This is a genomic window from Sulfuricurvum sp. (assembly GCF_023229695.1).
Lineage (GTDB): Bacteria > Campylobacterota > Campylobacteria > Campylobacterales > Sulfurimonadaceae > Sulfuricurvum.
This window is the reverse complement of the sequence record NZ_JALNYS010000004.1, coordinates 156188-175442: the sequence shown is the minus strand read 5'-3', so window position 1 is coordinate 175442 and position 19255 is coordinate 156188. Positions and strand designations below refer to the sequence as shown.

18 protein-coding genes are annotated in these 19255 nt (G+C 44.0%); 2 read left to right on the top strand and 16 right to left on the bottom strand.

What is annotated here, in order from left to right:
* Nucleotide 1: 1 nt before the first annotated feature.
* Nucleotides 2-1372 carry a deoxyribodipyrimidine photo-lyase gene (locus M0P91_RS04160; protein WP_295064914.1) on the top strand — a complete coding sequence of 457 codons (1371 nt, stop codon included), beginning with the start codon at nt 2-4 and terminating at the stop codon, nt 1370-1372.
* Nucleotides 1373-1530: 158 nt separating this feature from the next.
* Here M0P91_RS04160 and M0P91_RS04155 read toward each other — a convergent pair whose 3' ends face one another.
* Entirely contained in the window at nt 1531-1728 is a 198-nt protein-coding gene (locus M0P91_RS04155) for a hypothetical protein (protein ID WP_295064912.1), read from the bottom strand.
* 9 nt (nt 1729-1737) lie between these two features.
* Here M0P91_RS04155 and nadS point away from each other — a divergent pair, with 9 nt between their 5' ends.
* Complete coding sequence (nadS, locus tag M0P91_RS04150; RefSeq protein ID WP_295064910.1) at nt 1738-2019, top strand: NadS family protein; 282 nt, start codon at nt 1738-1740, stop codon at nt 2017-2019.
* A gap of 173 nt (nt 2020-2192) precedes the next feature.
* On the opposite strand, the gene M0P91_RS04145 is transcribed toward nadS, so the two are convergent.
* From M0P91_RS04145 to M0P91_RS04075, 15 genes are all read right to left on the bottom strand, one after another.
* Nucleotides 2193-2627 (bottom strand): threonine/serine exporter family protein, encoded by a 435-nt coding sequence (locus M0P91_RS04145; protein ID WP_295064908.1) that lies wholly within the window; start codon nt 2625-2627, stop codon nt 2193-2195.
* Entirely contained in the window at nt 2624-3397 is a 774-nt protein-coding gene (locus M0P91_RS04140) for a threonine/serine exporter ThrE family protein (RefSeq protein ID WP_295064906.1), read from the bottom strand. Before M0P91_RS04140 ends, M0P91_RS04145 begins: the two co-directional genes overlap by 4 nt.
* Before the next feature lie 295 nt (nt 3398-3692).
* Nucleotides 3693-4109 (bottom strand): hypothetical protein, encoded by a 417-nt coding sequence (locus M0P91_RS04135; protein ID WP_295064904.1) that lies wholly within the window; start codon nt 4107-4109, stop codon nt 3693-3695.
* A gap of 122 nt (nt 4110-4231) precedes the next feature.
* Nucleotides 4232-6268 carry a S8 family serine peptidase gene (locus M0P91_RS04130; protein WP_295064902.1) on the bottom strand — a complete coding sequence of 679 codons (2037 nt, stop codon included), beginning with the start codon at nt 6266-6268 and terminating at the stop codon, nt 4232-4234.
* A gap of 4 nt (nt 6269-6272) precedes the next feature.
* Complete coding sequence (gene rrtA, locus M0P91_RS04125; protein ID WP_295064900.1) at nt 6273-6773, bottom strand: rhombosortase; 501 nt, start codon at nt 6771-6773, stop codon at nt 6273-6275.
* An 83-nt stretch (nt 6774-6856) separates the two neighbouring features.
* Complete coding sequence (locus tag M0P91_RS04120) at nt 6857-8164, bottom strand: hypothetical protein (RefSeq protein WP_295064898.1); 1308 nt, start codon at nt 8162-8164, stop codon at nt 6857-6859.
* 25 nt (nt 8165-8189) lie between these two features.
* Complete coding sequence (locus tag M0P91_RS04115; protein ID WP_295064896.1) at nt 8190-10877, bottom strand: hypothetical protein; 2688 nt, start codon at nt 10875-10877, stop codon at nt 8190-8192.
* A gap of 219 nt (nt 10878-11096) precedes the next feature.
* Nucleotides 11097-12314: a type II secretion system F family protein gene (locus M0P91_RS04110; RefSeq protein WP_295064894.1), complete on the bottom strand. Its 1218-nt coding sequence runs from the start codon at nt 12312-12314 to the stop codon at nt 11097-11099.
* Nucleotides 12314-13828 carry a GspE/PulE family protein gene (locus tag M0P91_RS04105; protein WP_295064892.1) on the bottom strand — a complete coding sequence of 505 codons (1515 nt, stop codon included), beginning with the start codon at nt 13826-13828 and terminating at the stop codon, nt 12314-12316. The genes M0P91_RS04110 and M0P91_RS04105 overlap by 1 nt, the downstream gene beginning before the upstream one ends.
* Complete coding sequence (locus M0P91_RS04100) at nt 13825-15429, bottom strand: secretin N-terminal domain-containing protein (protein WP_295064890.1); 1605 nt, start codon at nt 15427-15429, stop codon at nt 13825-13827. Before M0P91_RS04100 ends, M0P91_RS04105 begins: the two co-directional genes overlap by 4 nt.
* A complete protein-coding gene (locus M0P91_RS04095) occupies nt 15413-16240 on the bottom strand; it encodes a hypothetical protein (protein ID WP_295064888.1) in 828 nt (275 codons plus the stop codon). The genes M0P91_RS04100 and M0P91_RS04095 overlap by 17 nt, the downstream gene beginning before the upstream one ends.
* Entirely contained in the window at nt 16224-16736 is a 513-nt protein-coding gene (locus M0P91_RS04090; RefSeq protein ID WP_295064886.1) for a hypothetical protein, read from the bottom strand. Before M0P91_RS04090 ends, M0P91_RS04095 begins: the two co-directional genes overlap by 17 nt.
* Complete coding sequence (locus M0P91_RS04085; protein ID WP_295064884.1) at nt 16733-17134, bottom strand: hypothetical protein; 402 nt, start codon at nt 17132-17134, stop codon at nt 16733-16735. Before M0P91_RS04085 ends, M0P91_RS04090 begins: the two co-directional genes overlap by 4 nt.
* Complete coding sequence (locus M0P91_RS04080) at nt 17131-18297, bottom strand: hypothetical protein (RefSeq protein WP_295064882.1); 1167 nt, start codon at nt 18295-18297, stop codon at nt 17131-17133. The genes M0P91_RS04085 and M0P91_RS04080 overlap by 4 nt, the downstream gene beginning before the upstream one ends.
* On the bottom strand, nt 18281-19189 hold the full coding sequence (locus M0P91_RS04075; RefSeq protein WP_295064880.1) for a hypothetical protein: 909 nt from the start codon (nt 19187-19189) through the stop codon (nt 18281-18283). The genes M0P91_RS04080 and M0P91_RS04075 overlap by 17 nt, the downstream gene beginning before the upstream one ends.
* Nucleotides 19190-19255: the final 66 nt, after the last annotated feature.

The following is a 19255-nucleotide window of genomic DNA, read 5'->3' as shown; positions in this document are numbered from 1 at the left end:
TATGCGTCGGATAATCTGGTTTCGGCGTGATCTTAGAGCTGAGGACAACCCTCTTCTATCACACGAGGGGGATATCCTCCCTATTTTTATTTTCGATACCGACATACTCGAAAAACTCTCCCCGAACGATCGGAGAGTGACCTTTATTTTTAATGCATTGATACGGTTAAAAGAGAACCTAAAAACCCGTGGGCTTGATCTAGCCCTCTTTTATGGAAAACCGACCGACGTCTTTCGATGGCTCTTAGCACAAGAGTCTTATCACGATGTATGCGCCTCGGGAGATTATGACCCCTATGCACGCCAACGTGATCGCGACGTATCGCATTTGCTCCCGTTCACCTACCTTCGCGATACCTACCTCTTTGAGCCGGATGAAGTGCTCAAAAACGACGGTTCACCCTACCTCGTTTTCACCCCGTTTTACAACCGTGCCAAAGCACTGTTTCATCCTGAACATATGGCCGAAGCCATAGCCGCTCCTCAGACTCTGATCCCCTATGAGTATGAGGGAATCCACCACATCGATGGAGATACTCACACCCTCCTCCCCCCCTCCCTAAGCTCGCTGGGTTTTAGTGAGCAACCACTGACACCGCATCAGAAACTCCTCCCGGAGGAAAAATTAAAACGCTTCGCGTCCAAACTGAGCCATTATCCCCATGATCGCGATTTTATGGCACTGGATGCGACGTCGGGACTCTCAAGTGATCTGCGTTTCGGGACGATCTCGATCAGGAGAGTGTTGCGATGGCTAGTGGAGCAAAAAAAGAGCGGAGTCGATACCGAGCCGTTTTTTCGTCAACTCATTTTTCGTGAGTTTTACGCGATGCTTTTGGCTCATTTTCCCCGACTCACGACTCAAAACTTTCGCTACCCGTTTAAAGGAATCGAGAATAGTGATTATTTCGAAGCATTTTTCACGGCACGCACCGGAGTCCCCATCGTCGATGCGGGTATTCGTGAGTTACTCTCTACCGGAGAGATGCACAACCGTGTACGGATGATCTGTGCCTCGTTTTTTACAAAAAATCTACTACTGCCATGGCAGTGGGGGGAACGGTTTTTTGCAGAGCACCTGATGGATTACGATGCAAGTTCCAACATCCTCTCGTGGCAATGGAGCGCGGGGACGGGGGTCGATCCGCAACCTTACTTTCGGATATTTAACCCCTATACTCAAAGCGGGAAATTTGATCAGGAGGGGCTATATATCAAAACCCATCTCCCAGCACTTTCAAATGTCCCAACTAAAGTATTCTCTGACGAAGCGGCATTAACCAAATACACGTGGGATGACTACCCCCATCCCATCGTGGATCATAGACAAAGCTCCAAAAGCGTGTTAGAACATTTTAAAAGCAGTTTGTAATCGAATCGCCATAATTTCTCTACGAAAAATACCCTTTCTTTTTTACAATAGTGTTAAAAAGAGAAGGTTTTTATGAAAGTCGTACTTAGGGTATAAACCTACAAAGGGATTTTGATTCCCATGCGTTTTAAAAATAGCTTAATATCCTAACTGTTAGCTTATGCCAACAGTTGTCTAATCGACGTATTTGTCGGTATACGCATGGCCTCAACGGTAAAATTTATCTCTTTAGCGATCGTCGCAACATCTATCTTCCATTCTGGGATATTGTATCGCTCAGCTCTTTTCCCATTATTCAACCATTTTAACGCTTCGCTCAAATGCCAGAGTGACGTATTGCCTGAATGGACTGGCATAGGAGGTTTATGATGGAAGATGCAATGTTTAATGACTTGTTTACAAGCGTTGGTGAAGCAAAAGAGATACTTCAGCACACACGAAAACCGTCACGTTCATTCATGATCGACGAGCCAGATGCCAAATCAATACGAGCTCGTTTAAAAATGACACAAGATGAATTTGCAGGACTTTTAAATATAAGTGTAAACACATTAAGAAACTGGGAACAGGCACGCCGTAAACCTGAAGGTCCTGCTCGGGTATTGCTGGGAATTGCAGCTACTCATCCAGAAGTATTTGCTCACTAAGCGCTTAGTGAGCCTGACGGGGCTGGAAAACTAGAATTAAGCCCTAGCAAAGAATCCGTATCCGCTTTGGTACATATTTTTATTTGTACCCTTTGTAGGTTTACACCCGTTTATACCCTAAATTGTACTATTTCAGACTTCATCGCTAATTTTGTACCAAAGAGAGGTTGAGTCTATTTTTTTAAAAGCGAAGGGGCAGCAACTCCCAATGCAATTGCCCCTAAAATAAACGCGGTTTTCGCAGCATAAAAGGTTGTTTGTGCCAAAAGTTCATATGACGGGAGCGGTGAGGAGACAAAATTCAGCAATGAAATGATTGTTTTAAACGCAAAAGTCCCCGGAACCATCGGAATCACCGATGCAATAGTGATTATTTGGTGCGGCTCTTTATAAAAGAGCGAAAATAATTTTCCGAGTGTACCGATTAGGGTTGCCGCCAGCAGCGTAGAGAGCTCAATCCCGATTCCGCTTTTTACAAGGATGCTTTTTAGTGTAAATCCGATGATGGCCGCTATAACTACGAAAATCAGAAATTTTTTTGGCACGTTAAAAATTACCGCAAATCCCAATGCCGCCAAAGCCGCGTAAAATGGATCATAAGTCATCATACGATACTGCCTCCGATGAGCTTTAATCCCACTGCAATTCCAAAAACAATCGAAAACGAAATCATGAGACCATGAAGACCTCTTGCCAAACCGCTTAAGTAATGTCCTTTGATGATGTCCTCAAACGTGTTGATGAGTTGTACTCCGGGTACCAGAAACAGGACCGATGATGCCAAAGCTATTTTATTCTCTTCCAAGATTCCGAGTGATATCAATGCACCGACACTGATGGTAGCCAAAAGGGATGCTGCCGTCGTTGTCAGCAGAGGATTAAATCCTCTGACGTCCAATATTTTTTTAAGTGACATCGCCAGAAACGCAGCAACAAAAGCGCCCATCAACTCAACTGCCGATCCTTGAAACAATGCGGCAAACGCTGCACAAGCGAATGCGGCGGCAAATATTTTCTCCAATGCGTTAAATTGCTGATCGTACATCAGAAGTTTTTTCGTCTCTTGCAACACAGCGATCGGATCGCATTCGGGTGTTACGTTTTTTGTTATGCGATAGAGTTCGGAGAGTTTTTGCATATCGGGGCTGAACGTCTCGATGTGGATCATTTTAGTCCGGAATTCATTTCCGCTTACCAGCGTCATGGAGATCGTTTTCGGCAGTACGGAGAGATTGACTTTTTCGCAACCGAAACTCTGGACCATATTGCAAAGAGAACTCTCCACTATGGATATTTCAGCTCCCGATTCCAACATGGTTTTACCTATTAGCAAAGAGGTATCTGCTATCTTTTTGAGTTCGTCACGGCTCAATTCCATTCTACCGCCCTTTTCTTTCTAACTGAAGCTAAAAAAACCAAGCAGTTGGCTTTTTGACGCTTTTCACCCATACAACCCCCAAAACAAGCAAAGCGCTTAAGGTCAATTATTAATACGGATCTCTGATATTACTCAATGCAGCCGAATGCAATATTGGTTATATGGTATTCTTTGTATCTTTTGGTGCGGATTCGAAATATTTTTTTTATTAAACGTAGCATACATTTGACAAAGCAATAATTGTTCCTCACTTTGTCAACTGCTTCGCAGATCGTGATACCACTCCCTTACGCGATTAAACTTTTTCAAAATATCTATGGATACGATTAATACTTGCAACAAAACCGTCAGGATGGATTTTGATATTGTGCATCATCAGATCAAAAGACTTAGACGGATTTTCATACACATTCATAGCAATATCGCGGTTGAAATGGACGGTATAATCGGCTTTTAGAATTTTATCCGAGTCCGGAAGCATAAAAAGGGCTTTGGAATTTGGTAAAAAGTGGAGAATAAATCCGGTTTTACTGCACTGATATTGTTGATGATGGAGTTGTAGATCAATACGTAAAGATTTATGCTCCTGAGTGGTAATTAAACTCTCTGTATGCAACGCATCTTCCGCTATTGCAGGAACCGTCCCTAATAATCCGGTCGTAAGCAATGCAGAAGCCAATATGTATTTAGGAGTCAAGTTATGCGGGTTCATTGCTAAATCCTATGATTGAATAAATGTATGATAAACATTCTACAGATAGTTAATTAACGATAGTAAATGAAACAGTGCAAAATATTTCAATCACAATAGTCAATCGGCTCTCTGCCTCTCTTTTAGATTACCGAAAAATACCGTTTGCGTGCGACTGCGAGTAACAGTATCACTAAGAAAAATACCTCGTTTAGCGAAAATGCTCCCCCTCCGGACTCCCCTCCTGGTTCGCTAGCAGAGGGTGATACGGTTTTTGGGGTAATGACTTGTACCAGATTAGACTCAGATGATAGCTCAGCTCCGTGATACGTTTTTATTAAATAGTAATAGGTAGTTTCAGCCGCTGCCGACGTATCGGTATAGCTAACGGTATTGGGAGCGGTTCTCCCCACCTCGGTAAATCCGCCCCAAAATGAGGTAGAACGATAGATAATATATCCGTCTTCAATTTTTGAAAGATCGTTCCATTGCACTAAAACTTGATTGCTATAGGGAGCACTGATGGATGTAATCGTGGGGGGGGCAAGGGGGATATTGATTTGAATAACGTTCGATTTGGTTGTCCCTATTGAGTTATTGGTTTCAATCCAATAATAATAGGTTGAGCCCTCTCCCAACGACAATTCGGCATCGACAAATTGTACACTGTTCGGCGATAAATTCCAAACACGGCTGATATTATTTTCACTCCCTTGGGAGCGTACGACATTGTATCCGTTTTCAACGGTCGAATTGTCAATCCAGAAAAGGGAAACATTCGAATCGTATTTGACGGCTGAAATCGGTGATGCTTTTAACGGCAGGTTTTTGAGCGGATCCCATAAAAAAGCCTGGGCGACATTAACTCTTCCCCCCATTGTGTTTCTACCGCTCAGCGATGCTGAAGGGGTTGTACTCCCCATCAATTTTTCACGAAGTTGTTTGTACGTGATATCAGGATTATTGGCAAGCGTTAATGCGGCTGATCCCGTGACGATCGGGGTAGCCATTGACGTTCCGCTCATAGAGCCGTAGCCCCCTTTCGTAAGCGGGAGGGTGCTGAATATATCTTCTCCGGGTGCAGATAAGTGGACACTTTGTGCGCCGTAATTAGAGAACCATGCACTGTTCCCGGTGCGGTTGATAGCACCGACCGAAATAATATTATCAAGTGGATGTCCAGCCGGATAGGTAGGGGTGAGATCGTTATTGCAGGTTTCATTTCCTGCAGCTATAACCACGAGAACCCCTTTGTCACGTGCATACCGAATTGCTTCATATTCTGCAACGGAAGGGGAGTCGCCGCACGCTCCCCCTAAACTCATATTGATGACGCGCGCACCGTTTATGACGGCATAACGGATCGCTTCTACTTCGCCGGCAGTCGTACCTTCACCATTGGCATTCAGAATTTTTAACGCCATCAGTGAGGTTTTCCATGTCACGCCACAGGTTCCGATCCCGTTGTTTCCCTCGGCCGCAATCAACCCGCAAACATGGGTCCCGTGTCCGTCGATGTCATCATCCGTAGGATTATTATCCTGATTGACAAAATCGTATCCGATAAAATCGTCGACATAGCCGTTTCCGTCATTGTCTGTGCCATCAGCAATAGCACCTTCACCGTTATTGTGCCATAACTGATTACGCAGATCAGGATGGGTCGTATCAATCCCCGTGTCGATAACGGCAACGATGATTCCTGCGTCTCCTTGTGTTGTGTCCCATGCCGTCGATACATTTATGTCCACCGTCGTATTACCACTTGTGTCAAAATCACGGTCCAGATGCCATTGTTGGGAGATATTTGCATCATTCGGAGTCGTTTTGTATTTGCGTATGATCCGGTTAGGTTCTACAGACTCGACTTCAGGGAGTTTTTTATAATAATCGATTCCCTCCTGCGTACTCATGCTTGAGGGGAGTGTTACCAAATCAATCTGTCGGGCGTCACTTTTAAAAAGTTCGCTTTTTACCGTTGCCCCGCATTGCCGATGCAGGGTATCAATTGCACTTTTCTGGAGTCCTTTTTTGTAGATGACAATGACTTCGCCCTCTTTGTAAACCCCTTTCTTCTCCACGCCCATTGCTGCAAGATCATTTACGGCACCTTCACGACATCCGTTGAATATAAATAACGTTAAAAAAATTGCTGCAATCCCTGCTATTTTGTATATCATCTTCTTATCTCCTCTCTTTTGCTTCGTGCTTATTATAGTTATTTAAAACCCCAATTGCAAGCCCCCATAAATAACCGTATAAATGAGCATCGGTGATTACCTTAAATGAATAATAGGTTGCCACAGATCCGTATTGGTGTTCGTACAGGAGTTTTCCACTGATAAAAATTCCTAAAAGTACCCCTAGTTTCGTTTCATCCCCTTTTAGCATGAGAAGAGTACCCCACCCTGCAAGACCGTACAGTACACCCGATAGTCCGGCGTATCGTATAACATGAGGTGAGGCAACATACAAAGAGAGGGAGATTAGGAGTGCTAGAATTGCCATTATGAATATGAAGGTAAAACATTTAATGTAACGGCAAAGGAGAAAAGAGAACACACACAATCCTAAAACGTTCAATATGAAATGCTCTGCACTTAGATGAACGAAATGAGCGCTCAAAAGGCGCCACAGCTCCCCTTTTTCGATTGCAATACGATCATATACCAATATTTCATTCATCGGCCGATACCTTTTGCGGCTCTCTTTTTACCGGGTTTTCACTAAAACCCTGAAAAAAGAGATTCCCCCGAAGGGGAAAATTCTTAACGTTTCTTTTGAATTGTAATGTTAAGATCGGTTTGCGGAAGTTGCGTACCGGTAGCGGTAAACGGATGTCCGCAGGCATCCCCTTTCCAGAAATAGGTGTAGTCGTACGTGATTTTTTTATACGTGGAGGTGTTGTAATCGTAATAAGTACCGGTTCCACGTTCTCTGTCAGTCACGTTCAGATCAATGTAGCAGTTGTTGGCATTAGCGGCCGATTTTCCGAGAGCGACGCTTTTAGCACTAAATGCTTTTGTAACCGCTTTTTTACGTGCTGTAGCTACTGTAGTTGTTTGGTTCCACGGACACGCCACCGTCGTTCCGTTTTCATCGTAACATTTTTCTGTCCAGTTTTGTGCTTTGGTACGTGACTCAATGATATTTCCGCTCATTTTGTTGTAAGCGGTTACTTGACTCGTCGCGTAATTCGATGCGGTAGGATCAGAAAAAGTGGTATTGTACTCGTAATTGGTATATTTATGGCTTCTAACCGGGTCGATACCCATAATAAATGCTTCACGGGTATTGTTGAGATCTTCACGAACAACCGTTCCGGAGATCGGTTTGAGAAGAATCCAAGCATCCTCAAGGGCATTACTATTGGTTGAAAGCCCTTTAAACTGATTCAAATAACTGATAGTGGTTCCCCAACGTGTTTCCGTCGTAGAGGTGACATTTCTTTCATAGTTATTTGCTGTATTGTTATATCCCTCTACAAATTTCGGCAAGTTCGCACCATTCAAGTAGGTAGGATGATTTGTCCATCCGTAGGTGCCGTTAAGATCAATCGCCGATTTATTGGCTGCATAATAGTATGCATTCGGTATTACCGAAAGACTGTCAATACGTGCCGTATCGGTTGAGAGGGTTTTATTGAAGGTAACCGGTGCGTCAAGGGTCCATTTGCCGCGAATCAATGTCGATACAAGGGCATTTTTCCCCTCAGCAATCGTTCCTCCCGTCCACAACATGTCCAGTGCGGTTTTATTGGAATCGTATGAGGTGACTGTCGCATAAAAATCCCCTACCGGTACTTTCATAATGGTTGCTGTCGGAGAGGTTTTGGTAATGTTCACGTCTCCGATTAGTTTTTCATACGGATCAAGGGTATAGACTTTAACATTGATGATTTGTGTATTTTGATCGATCAGCGATTTACCGAGGGGTGAATTCGGAAGGGATGCCGAAACAACGATATCACCTGTCGGGCTGGCAGAGGCGCTAGACGCCCCTTCATTACATCCTACCAATCCTACGATTCCTGCCAAAGCGACTGCTGCCGCGATTGAATAATTTGCGTATTTCATCTGAATTCTCCTGTGTTAAGTTGGATTATTTTTTTTGGATACGAATATCCAGATCACCTGTAGCGCCGGCAACTACATCAAAAGTTGTTGAACGCGATTTAGAGCCGTCACTCACATCAAATCGGAAGGTTACCGTTGAAGGGGTGGCCGGCATCGTATAGTTACATGCTTTTTTCAAAGGGGCCTCACGTGTTCCGGTACCGCTTAGCGAACACCCCGTAACCGCAACATTGTTAGCGTATAACTGAGCGTTCATCGTGTCGCCGTCGACGTCATAAACCGCTGTATTAATAGTGATGCTTTCTGCTAGTTCCGTACGATATTTGGATGCGCTGGCCTCCGCAATCATCGGTGCAGTATTGGAAACGCGTACGGTCAAATTACGGGTAGCGGATCTAGAGCCGTTATCATCGACACGGAACGTGATCGTTTCGTTTGCATCAACGGCACTGGTCGTATAGCTACAATTAACATCAAAGCTGCCTGATGTAGTGTTTCCGTTACATAGGGTTGTCGCTCCGCGTTTAAACGTATAGCTTAACGGATCGCCGTCTAGGTCATATCCTCTCGCATAAACACGATTTGGTTTACTGGAACCTGCCGTTGTTTTATCCGCATAATAGGAGGTGATTTCCGGAGCACGATTCGACTCGACAACATTGAGCGTACCGATCGCATATGCCGGAGAAACTTTTCCTTTACTGTCGGTCACTTTTAACGTAATCGGATGATTGCCGATGGTTGAGAACGTGTGATATACCGTTTTGTACAGATAGTTTCCTGTCGTCGTATTGGAGTCAATGACTACTCCGTTATCGTACAGTTTCCATCCGAGAGGGGAGTCGTTGTCATAATCATATCCATATACGGTGATTCCGACCGACGTCCCCTGCTTAACAGAAGAGGCGCTTAACCAACCGTAGGCATAAGGAACTTGATTCAATATTTTTAAGACACCCATGTTAACCAGACTGTTTTTATCGCTGGTCTCGTTAAGGTCCACCGTTCCGTTTGGATTAAGGGAAGCGAGATTTTGACCGTTTGAATAAAAATTCTGTTCCAAATTACATCGTGTTTCAAGACTGAAGTTACCGTCTGAATTGGTGTAACCGTAACGGTACATGTATGGGCTTGAAGAGTACAGATAAAATGACTGATTGGCTTTCACGTTATTAAACTCATCTTTAATTTGCCCTACTACGGTACATACAGGCGGTCGAGTAACGTTAATGTCTTTGACGGTACAGTTAGGATAATCTCCCACTTTTACCGGCAAGGTTACACTTTCATACGTAAACGGGTTATAGTACGAAATGGTTCCGTTTCGATCCGTATCGTTGTTATCGGTCAATACGGTAGTCAAATTGTAGGTACCGTCTTTTTTAGAGCTGACACTTTTCCAGTTGAAAGAGTTTGGTGAATACTCATTGTCGTAGAAACTGAGATAGATACTTTGGTTAATGTCTTTATTATTCTGATCAACAAGTTTTCCCTGTACACATACTTGTTTCGGTACTGCTGTCAAGATATAATCCAGATTCCACGGTGAATTCAAATAATCTTTATTGGTGACGGCAATTTTGACATAGTCGCCGTTATTTGTATTACATCCGCTTGTAGCATTGGCGTCGGTATAATCTTTAAAATCGCTAATAGCACTGCTATAGTTTTTGACGATTGTCCCTTGACCGAGTTGTTCCCATAATCCGGAGTTATAACTGTAGGTGAAAATGGGGATATTATAACCGTTGCTTACATTTTTATCGGCATCGCCAAGTTTCAGGTTTTCACAGTTGGATTTATTCATCCATCGTGTTACGTAATACGGTTCATCCGCAGCCGATTTTTTTAGAGTTCCCTTAGCAACGGCTTTCTTGATTGCGGCACCAAGCGTTTCTCCTCCGTCTGTTTTGATATCGATAAAATCAAATCCGACGGAGACCAACTTGTTCCCTTTGCTGTCAGCATAGCTTCCGGGGAATTTCGCTGCATCATTCGGATTTGACGGATCGTAGCTGTTGAGGCTTCCGACCAAACCGGTTACACCCGCTGGAATAGAGCCTTTCGGGATTTCAAGCGATACCGTAGGTTGATCACCGGTTGCCATTCGTCGTAGTGCCGATTGACCTGTCAACACGCGGCTTTTACCCTGAGAATCTTTGAAAAGGGCAAAAAGGACGTATTCTTTACCATTTGCTTTTTTAATGATTGAGCTGTTACCGATTGTTGTAGAATTTTGATCGATTGGGGTTACGGTAATATTGGCCGCATCCATCTCTGCCATCAAATTAATATCGTTCGGCGTATCGTAATCTACCCGTCGGCTGAAATTGATAAATCCTTCTTTATGAGACGTTATAACCACATACCCTCCGCTGTTGCTCAGAGGAAGATTGGCCGTAAAATTTCCTTTATCGGTACTACTGACAACTGTTTCACCCAGTGACGTTCCTGCTTTATCAAAGCTTGAAATAGTGACTACAGCCCCTTCTATCAGACTGCTGGTTGAGGCAGTTGCTTCGAGAGCGGATGTCCCGACAGCCCCAGATGCTGAACTTTGTGCAACAACTACGGTACCGCTTAGGGTAACTGTTGAGGTTGCAGAAACAGGCGTAGTAGTACTACTTCCGCCTCCACCACCGCATCCGGCGGTAAAAAATGCAATTGCTGTTGCAGTAATCAGGCTCATCGATCCTAATGACTTTAACTTCATGGTGCCCCCTTCTATTCTATAGAGATAGAGTTGACTTTAAATGAAAGAATAATTGAATACAACATTTTTCATTTTCAAGTTAACCACTGAACAAGTGTAGCACTTATAACTTAAATATACAAGTAATTTTATCCAATCAACTAGAGTTTACTTTTACGTCCAGATTTTTGTTTCGAAGAGAAAAAAAAAGGTAAAACTAATGTGATAAATTTTAAATAATCACCCTAAATTCAAAGAGAAAATCGGCAGAAGCATTGCCGTAACGATGACACCGATGATTCCGCCGATCATCAGCATGAGTGCTGGTTCCAGAATCGAGAGAAACACAGTAATTTTATCTTTGTTCGTTTCGATGTAAAATGCGGAGAGGTGCTGAAGCATCGATGCGACCTCACTGGTCTCTTCCCCGATGGCCACCGCTTCGATAAATGAATCGTCGAGCTGATACCCGGATGTTTGTTCCAATGCACGTGAAAGGGAAGAACCTTCGACAACTTTGATCGAGGCTTGTTCAAAGAGCTCTTTGATCACTTCGGATGAGAGGGTGATACAGGAGAGTTTAATCGTATTGACCACCGGTATCCCCGAACGGATCAAAAGTGCCGAAATCGTGCAAAATCGGGCCAAATCACCGGTCTCGACCATTTTACCGACAATGGGCAGATGGAGAATGAACGCATGTACCCCCCTTTTAAAGGGATAGCTGGTTGCCATTTTATACGAGAAGAGCCCTACCCCGATGAGCGCCCCCAGAAGCAACAGAAGCCAGAATTGCGATACAAAATGGGCTAGTCCAATTACAAATTGTGTTAAAACAGGAAGGGCTTGCCCCGTGCTTTCAAAAATATCGGTGATTTTCGGAACGACGACGGTCAGCATAAATGAAACCATCAGAATTGAAACCACAATGATAAACGAAGGGTAGACAAAGGCCTGAGAAAGCTGTTTCTTAATTTTTTCCTGAAGGATCAGATAGGTCGAAAGTTCCTGCAGTACTTCAGCGAGTATACCCCGGTCTTCAGATATCCGCAATGTTCCGATATAAAAAACGGGAAGGGTGAAATGTTCTTGAAATTCAAGCGCCTGCGCAAAACTTTTCCCCTCATTGATAAGAGAAATAATCGTCTCAAAAAAACGCTCTAGGCGATGATCTTTTTTATTCTGGTGTTTGAGCAAAGTAAGGGAACGGATCAAAGGGACACCGGCGTTAAGGTACACCGCAAGATCGCGGCTGAGGGTGGCCAATACGACTGAGGGGAGATTTTTGTGTTGGAACAATGAGAGAATGCCCAAAAACGTCTCTTCTTGCAGTGAGATATCGGAGAATAAAATCCCCTGCATTTTAAGCTTTTTTTTCGCTTCTTCCATTGTAGAAGCTTCAATCGTCGCTTTAACGGGAGTACCTGAGGAATCCATCCCTTTGTAATAAAATTCCATTAGGCCTCTTTTACCCCGACACGAATAATTTCATCCAAACCGGTCGTTTGATCCAGTAGCAAAGCGATTAGCTGATCGGAGAGGAGCTTCATCCCTCTGCCTTTCATAATCTCACGTACCTCATAATCGTTTTCGCTGTTTTTCAGCAATGGACGAACAACGTCATCGAGCATAAAAAATTCCCCGATGGCAACACGTCCCTTATACCCCGTATAATGGCAGCTTCCGCACCCTTTTGGCTGTGCTATTTTTGTCCCGCGCGCAATTTTCAATTCATCGGCATCTTTATCAATGATTATCACCGATTCTTTGCAATCGGAACACAAGCAGCGGACGAGTCGTTGCGCAAGGACTCCCAGTAAGGTTGAAGTGATCAAAAATTTATCGATCTCCATATCGGCCAACCGGGTCAAAGCGGCAGTGGCATTGTTGGTATGAAGAGTAGAGAGGACAAGATGTCCCGTCATCGCCGCTTGGATCGCAATATGGGCGGTTTCGGTATCGCGGATCTCCCCGATCATGATAATATCTGGATCCTGACGTAAAATGGAGCGTAAACCTCCCGCAAACGTGAGACCGGCTTTCGTGTTGACCGCAATTTGGCTTACATGGGGAGCGTCGTACTCTACCGGATCTTCGATGGAGATAATGTTTTTTTCCGGACTCGCCAGCTGTTGTAAAAAGGAGTGAAGCGTTGTTGATTTACCGCTCCCGGTAGGACCGGTTACCAATATAATACCGTGCGAAAATTTAAGCAGCTCTTCAAATAGTTCCGTCGTTTTCGGGTCAAATCCGAGTTCACGCAGAGTCGGAATAGAGGAAGCCTGCATCAAAAGGCGTAAAACTACCCGCTCGCCGTGATACGTAGGGAGAACGGAAACCCGGATATCGAGATTTTTCCCCGCTACTTTGACTTGCGTCCGTCCGTCCTGCGGTATCCGTTTTTCGGAAATGTCCAGCGACGAGATGACTTTGATACGGCTGATAATCAGATCGATGATATTTTTATCCAAATCGATATGTTTGATCAAGGCCCCGTCGATCCGAAAACGGACCTCCCCTTTTTTCTCATGTGTTTCAATATGAATATCGCTCGCCTTGCGCTTGATCGCCTGATAAAAGATCGTATTAACAAATTTGATGATGGGTGCCGACTCTTCGCTGGTCAGAAGATCGGCCGAATTCTTGATGAAATCGACCAATGAAAGATCTTCATCGATAAATTCGGTGTTGTTCGCAGCGGTTTTCGAAATTTCCAAATCGGTTTTAAGCTCTAAAAATTTCAGGTAGAGGTTTTCATACCCTACGGCCGAGAGGTGCGCCAATGGGTAATCTAAGGAAAGCTTATTGTAGAGCTGCAGCGGCTCTAAGCGCTTGGTTTCCGGGATGAGTGCATACGGTTGTGTCTCAAACGTGCAAAAGAGGAGTGAATGTCGGATGCATAAGGGGATATCCAAATTTTCCGGCACAAAAAATTCGATCCGTGTTTCGTCCAGAAACGGAAACCTTATCATGGTTTGATCTCTTTTTTGGTATCAAAATTTTTGGTAATCTGGTTCACATAACGGGCCTGAATCGCATCAAGTTCCGTTAATTGGGCTCGTAAGCTGTTCAGGTCACCGCTTTTTTCGATAATGTAGGGGGTCAGCATAATGACGAGGTTAATTTTGTCGCGGCTGGCAACTTTGCTTTTAAACAGATCGCCGATCCCGGGCAGATCTCCCAAAAACGGCACTTTGGTGTTTGTTTCATCCATTTTTTCCCGAATCAGTCCACCGATAATGACGCTTTCACCGTTATTGACGATTGCGGAGGTCAACACTTCGCGCTTGGTTGTACTAGGACGATCGGCAACCGAATTGGGTTCAATGTCTTCAAGTTTTGCCATCACCCCCAAAAGGACCTTGTTGTCGTTTGAGAGACGCGGTTTGATTTTCAGGGTGAGCCCGATATCTTGACGGGTATAGTTTTGTGTGATACCTGTCCCTACCCCTTGTGTTACCCCGGAACTGATCGATTGAGTTTTACCGACATAGATGGAAGATTCCTGATTGTCAATACACAAAATAGAGGGTTCAGAGAGGATATCAGCCGCACCGTTGGAATTCAATAGGGCAATGTTCGCCCCCAGTGCGATTCCGCTGCTTATCGCCGGTATGCTAAATGCCCCAAGTAACCTTGAATCGAGAGAAAGTGCCGATGTTTTGCCGTCTCCGAGCAGCGAGTTAAAGGTAAACAGGCCGTGCGAACCTGCCACACCGCCCGATAAACCGTATTTAATCCCGATTTCCTGCGATTTATTTTCACTGATCTCGATAATCTTGGCCCGTACGTATACCTGCTGACGGTCGTTATCCAGCGAGAGGATCGTATTCTCAAGGCTTTTAAAAAGCTCATCGCTGGCAATGATGATGAGTGAATTGGTCGAATCGTCGCTGGTGATACTCGGAGGCTGCTGACCCGGGATCAGGGCCATTTTTGCAATAATCGTATTGAGCGTCGTCACCAGTGATTTGGCGTCGGCATTTTTAAGGGGGATGACATGGGTTGTATTGGCAATTGCCTCATCCCGTGTGTCAAGGATTTGCATCGCTTTTTTAATGGTTTCGATATTTTCGGGAAAATCGGTAACGATGACTGAATTGGACTCTTTGGAAGCGGTGATCTTCCCGTTTTTACTGGTGAAATGTTTGATTTTTATCCCCATATTTTCGGCAGATGCAAAATGAAAAGAGAAGATATTGGTTTGCATTTGCGGTATGTCGCTTTTCTCCATAAAGGGGAGATTCATTTGGGTTGCATCGGCTATTTTAACGACGCTCAAATACCCTCCCCCCGTATCGACCATTGTATATCCTCTTGATTCCAGGGTCGTTTGCAACAATCCATAGATATCTTTTCGTGTTATCGGCTTATTTCCGGCGTAGCTGATTGTTCCGGGGATATCTTCGCCGATAAATATATTTTTCTTCGTTGTTGCAGCCACGAGTTTGATCAAATCGCGAACGGCCATGCCGTCGATAGAGAGAGAGATTTTCTCGTTTTTGGCCGGTGCTGCCGATAAAACGGTTAACAGAGAAAGAGATAAGAAAAAAATTCTAACGGGTGATTTCATAGACGATATCCTTTTTGAGGTTATTTCGCAGTACCGTAATTCGGATACTTCTTAAGTGGGGTATTTGACTGTAGGCGTTCAGGGCATCCGCGTACGATTCCAATTTTGTATTATTGACCGATTCAATCGTATCGCCCTGAAGTATCCCCAGTTGTCCGAATATGGAGGTGGAATCGATTGCATTGACCCGAAAGCCTGTAATTTTTGACCCGTCTCTCGTTTCGGTAATATTAATTATTTTCCAAATGTTTTGAAGATTGTTCATTTGAGCAGCCACCGTTGTATAAGGGATTGTCAGTGTATTCTCTTCGACTTGTTCCGCTGATTTTTCTTCATAAACCGCTTGGGTCGTTACCTCTTCCCGGCTTAAATTATCGTCATACCCTAATCGCAACCGATAAATCTTGCCATAACCTTTAAAGATTGCTGCCGAATCACTGAGTGCCGTAAGTCGAAATATTTTTTTATATTTACCCCCCAACGAGACGATCATGCTCTCTTTTCCATCATTAATGGTGACAAACGACGAGGAAGAGGATCGATAAATTGCCTGTATACGGTGGGGTGCGGGGACGAGTGTTTTGGTCGTAACCGTTTTTTGGGCGGCATCTCCATCGGCAATTCTGGAAATGGCAAACTTTTTTGAGAAATGAAATATTTCAAACAAAGGGGCAAGCGGAAACGAAAAACGTTCAATCGTCGTACTCGATAAAAAAATACCGGCACCGATCGTAACGCTCCATACGAGAACCAGAGGCAAAGCCAAACGGTTGAATTGCCGAAGAAATGATTCGTTAAAAATTCGATTCATAGACCAGCCCCTCCTTTACCTGCTGAAGTTTAAATACCAGTAGCGGATAATTCCGAAGCTCAGGAGTCGCCTCAAAAAGGAGACGAATTTTTTGTTCCGCAAGGTCAATACCACCCTCACAGCGACCAAAATCTCCCGTTGCCTGAAGATGGACGCTTAGAGGGTGAAGGAGCGAATACGTTAATGAAATCTCTTCTATTTTTCCGGGAAATACACTGTGATAAAGAGATGAAAAGGTGACGTTGGAAACGGTGAGACGATTATAAACGACCCAGGGGATAATGCGAATCTGTTCGATGGAGCCAATCTGAATATTATCCAGAAGCAAATTGCTGTTCATTGCGTCCAGATAAAAAAAATGGTTGCTAAGATTTTCATCGGTAAGGTAAACGGTATATTCGGAAAGAATGGACTCCAAGGTGAAATAAAGCTTCTCTTTCGGAATCAATACGACCACAATGAGTGCAATGTAAAATGCATAAATCAGCCGTTTCATCCTTCAAACTCCACGTTAATCGTCCCTTTTGATCCCTCATTACGGCGAAGCGTTAATTTCTTGATCATTAACATGGAATTGAGTATTTTATTGGAGAGGCGATTGAACTCAACAGAGGAGAGGTTGTCGTATTCCAGATAGACCCCCTTTCCGCGCTTCTCTTCTTTGGATAGATTCGGATGATTTTTCAACTCATTTAACTCCATCTTGGATTCTTCTTTGAACCATCTTCCTTTGATTACCTCATACTCTTTAGCCTGTTTCGCAAGATTTTTTTGTTCAGCATAGAGCTCTGAGAGGGCTGACTCTTCTTGCATCACCCAGATTTCCGCAACGAATGCAGTGATAAAAGTGGAGACAACGGCTGAAATTAAGATTTTGGTTGGGGTATATTTCATTTTATACGAGCCTCCATCCGGGAATCACGTTCCGTTAGTTGCACTTTCTTGAAACGTTTTAAAAACTCATTTTTTAGATTTTGCCGAGTTTGCGAATCGGTGAAATTCATGACCAAAAGAATACCGTTCCCATCGTAGGTTATCTCCTGAATCCCGTCGCTGTGAACGGCAGCGGGAGGATTAAGCGAACCGTTCCCGACAAGGAGGCGATTGGGATCGCCCGGTTTGGACCCCGGAATTAAGACAACATCCCCCCCCGCAGAAGCTGAAGGCGTTGCCGAAGCGGGCGAAGGGAGATTGCGTGCTTCGATTTGCATATCGCTGATTTTAAGAAACCGGCGGCGAAGCTGCAGCTGTTTTTCCTCTTTTTTTCGTAGAGTAGCCACCATAGCTTCGCGTTCTATCGATGTTTCCGGAAGTTTAAACTCATCGAGTACCGTTTGGATATTTTCCTCTACGCGTATCTGCTCTTGATAGTTAATGATACCGTTGGAAACAATATTGACAAGGAGAATCAAAGCAATAGCCAAGGTAGTTTTTAGAGTTTTAGGGGTCAGATTCGTTTCGGATAGAACATCGATCGTCACGGTTTTAACCGGATAACGGTGATGCAATAATGCTTCATTAAGCCCTATAGCGCCGTTTGTATCCAGATAGACCGGATCCATCTCGATCACAATCCCGTCGAGAAGGGTCAAATATTTTCCGTTCGGCAGGAGAACCGGTACACTCTCATGAGAAAATACCCATTGGGCAAATGTGATTTTCTCGATTATTTTTCCAATCGCTGAAGAGGCTATCTTGGAAGAGAGTTCGGAACGATTGTACGCAATAATCACAAAAGTATCGGTATCGATTCTTTGCGCATCGTAACTGTACCCGTTATCCAAATCAAAAAGTGCAGGGCCGTATTTGGCGGCATCTTTTTCATTTTTTACGTTTAGCGTCGTCTTGATCGCCCAGTAATCGCTAGGGGGTAAAATTAAAACGGCTTCATTAAGCGTCGAGAGGTGATTGAGAGTTTCGTCATCCCCGTACAGCATCGGCGTTATCGGAGGTAAGAATCTCTGTAAAAACGGATAGGTATTGCTGAATCGGTAAAACCGTTCTTTAAGTGAAGCGAGGGGGCTTTGGAGACTCCCCAATTTAAATAAATTCAACATACTGTACTTTCTTCGTTGTCAGATTGTAGAAAAATTTCACATGTTCTTTGCGAAAATTTTGCTGGAGACGTACATCACAGATAAGATTATAGGAGGTTCCGGGCTTGTAGATGAAAAAATAGGTATCGAACAAGGGGGCTAACAGCGGCTCAACCGCAATGGCCTCCTCTTTTGTCGTATACGCTTTGGTTCGGTAAAGGGTAAGTGCACGAACCCTCTCCGGCGCAATGGAGGGGATCATCAACGATAAAACTTCTGGATTTACGGCATTAAAATCCATTTTATCCCCTTCATATCCAATGTACTTATCCCAAGCAATCGACAAAATAGTAGTATCTCCCGTCAACTCAATATAACGTTCCAAAATAATATAAAACTGATGTTCACTTGCAATCGGCCCGTTTTTAAAATCAGGACGGGTCAATACAATTTCCGTGTCCACACCCCGTTCTGCCGTATCCAGATCAATTGTATCAAAAATGAGCTTAAGAAAAATGTCCGCATCGGCAATCGGATATACGGCGAACAGTTTTGTAAATAATGTGACGTAGGGATCATTTACTTTTCCGTCATTGGTTAACAGAAGATTGATATTGACCCGTTTATAGGGGGATGCAAGTCTCGCCTGAAGGGTAAAATCACCCTTTTTGGTTTCCAGCTGCAAAGGGATACGAAATGCCAAATCAAGCTGTTCGGCTCCTGTAACCGATGCAAGAAGCGTCGGAAGCTGACGTTCCAGATCACTTACCAGCAGCATCGACGTAGATTGCGAAAAACTGTTCTCACCCAATCGCGTTATTCGGCTACTTTGCGTCAAAATCAGTGACACAAGCCCCATCAAAACGGTTATTAGGACCAATGTCATCATCAACACTATTCCGCGTTTTTTCATCACACTACATTATCTTTATCAAAATTTACTTCTTTTCGAAGTATAGCACAGCCTCAATCCATAACC

Coding starts and splice junctions, on each gene's coding strand:
- M0P91_RS04160 (WP_295064914.1), top strand. CDS start 2: ATGCGTCGGATAATCTGGTTTCGGCGTGATCTTAGAGCTGAGGACAAC.
- M0P91_RS04155 (WP_295064912.1), bottom strand. CDS start 1,728: ATGCCAGTCCATTCAGGCAATACGTCACTCTGGCATTTGAGCGAAGCG.
- nadS (WP_295064910.1), top strand. CDS start 1,738: ATGATGGAAGATGCAATGTTTAATGACTTGTTTACAAGCGTTGGTGAA.
- M0P91_RS04145 (WP_295064908.1), bottom strand. CDS start 2,627: ATGATGACTTATGATCCATTTTACGCGGCTTTGGCGGCATTGGGATTT.
- M0P91_RS04140 (WP_295064906.1), bottom strand. CDS start 3,397: ATGGAATTGAGCCGTGACGAACTCAAAAAGATAGCAGATACCTCTTTG.
- M0P91_RS04135 (WP_295064904.1), bottom strand. CDS start 4,109: ATGAACCCGCATAACTTGACTCCTAAATACATATTGGCTTCTGCATTG.
- M0P91_RS04130 (WP_295064902.1), bottom strand. CDS start 6,268: ATGATATACAAAATAGCAGGGATTGCAGCAATTTTTTTAACGTTATTT.
- rrtA (WP_295064900.1), bottom strand. CDS start 6,773: ATGAATGAAATATTGGTATATGATCGTATTGCAATCGAAAAAGGGGAG.
- M0P91_RS04120 (WP_295064898.1), bottom strand. CDS start 8,164: ATGAAATACGCAAATTATTCAATCGCGGCAGCAGTCGCTTTGGCAGGA.
- M0P91_RS04115 (WP_295064896.1), bottom strand. CDS start 10,877: ATGAAGTTAAAGTCATTAGGATCGATGAGCCTGATTACTGCAACAGCA.
- M0P91_RS04110 (WP_295064894.1), bottom strand. CDS start 12,314: ATGGAATTTTATTACAAAGGGATGGATTCCTCAGGTACTCCCGTTAAA.
- M0P91_RS04105 (WP_295064892.1), bottom strand. CDS start 13,828: ATGATAAGGTTTCCGTTTCTGGACGAAACACGGATCGAATTTTTTGTG.
- M0P91_RS04100 (WP_295064890.1), bottom strand. CDS start 15,429: ATGAAATCACCCGTTAGAATTTTTTTCTTATCTCTTTCTCTGTTAACC.
- M0P91_RS04095 (WP_295064888.1), bottom strand. CDS start 16,240: ATGAATCGAATTTTTAACGAATCATTTCTTCGGCAATTCAACCGTTTG.
- M0P91_RS04090 (WP_295064886.1), bottom strand. CDS start 16,736: ATGAAACGGCTGATTTATGCATTTTACATTGCACTCATTGTGGTCGTA.
- M0P91_RS04085 (WP_295064884.1), bottom strand. CDS start 17,134: ATGAAATATACCCCAACCAAAATCTTAATTTCAGCCGTTGTCTCCACT.
- M0P91_RS04080 (WP_295064882.1), bottom strand. CDS start 18,297: ATGTTGAATTTATTTAAATTGGGGAGTCTCCAAAGCCCCCTCGCTTCA.
- M0P91_RS04075 (WP_295064880.1), bottom strand. CDS start 19,189: ATGAAAAAACGCGGAATAGTGTTGATGATGACATTGGTCCTAATAACC.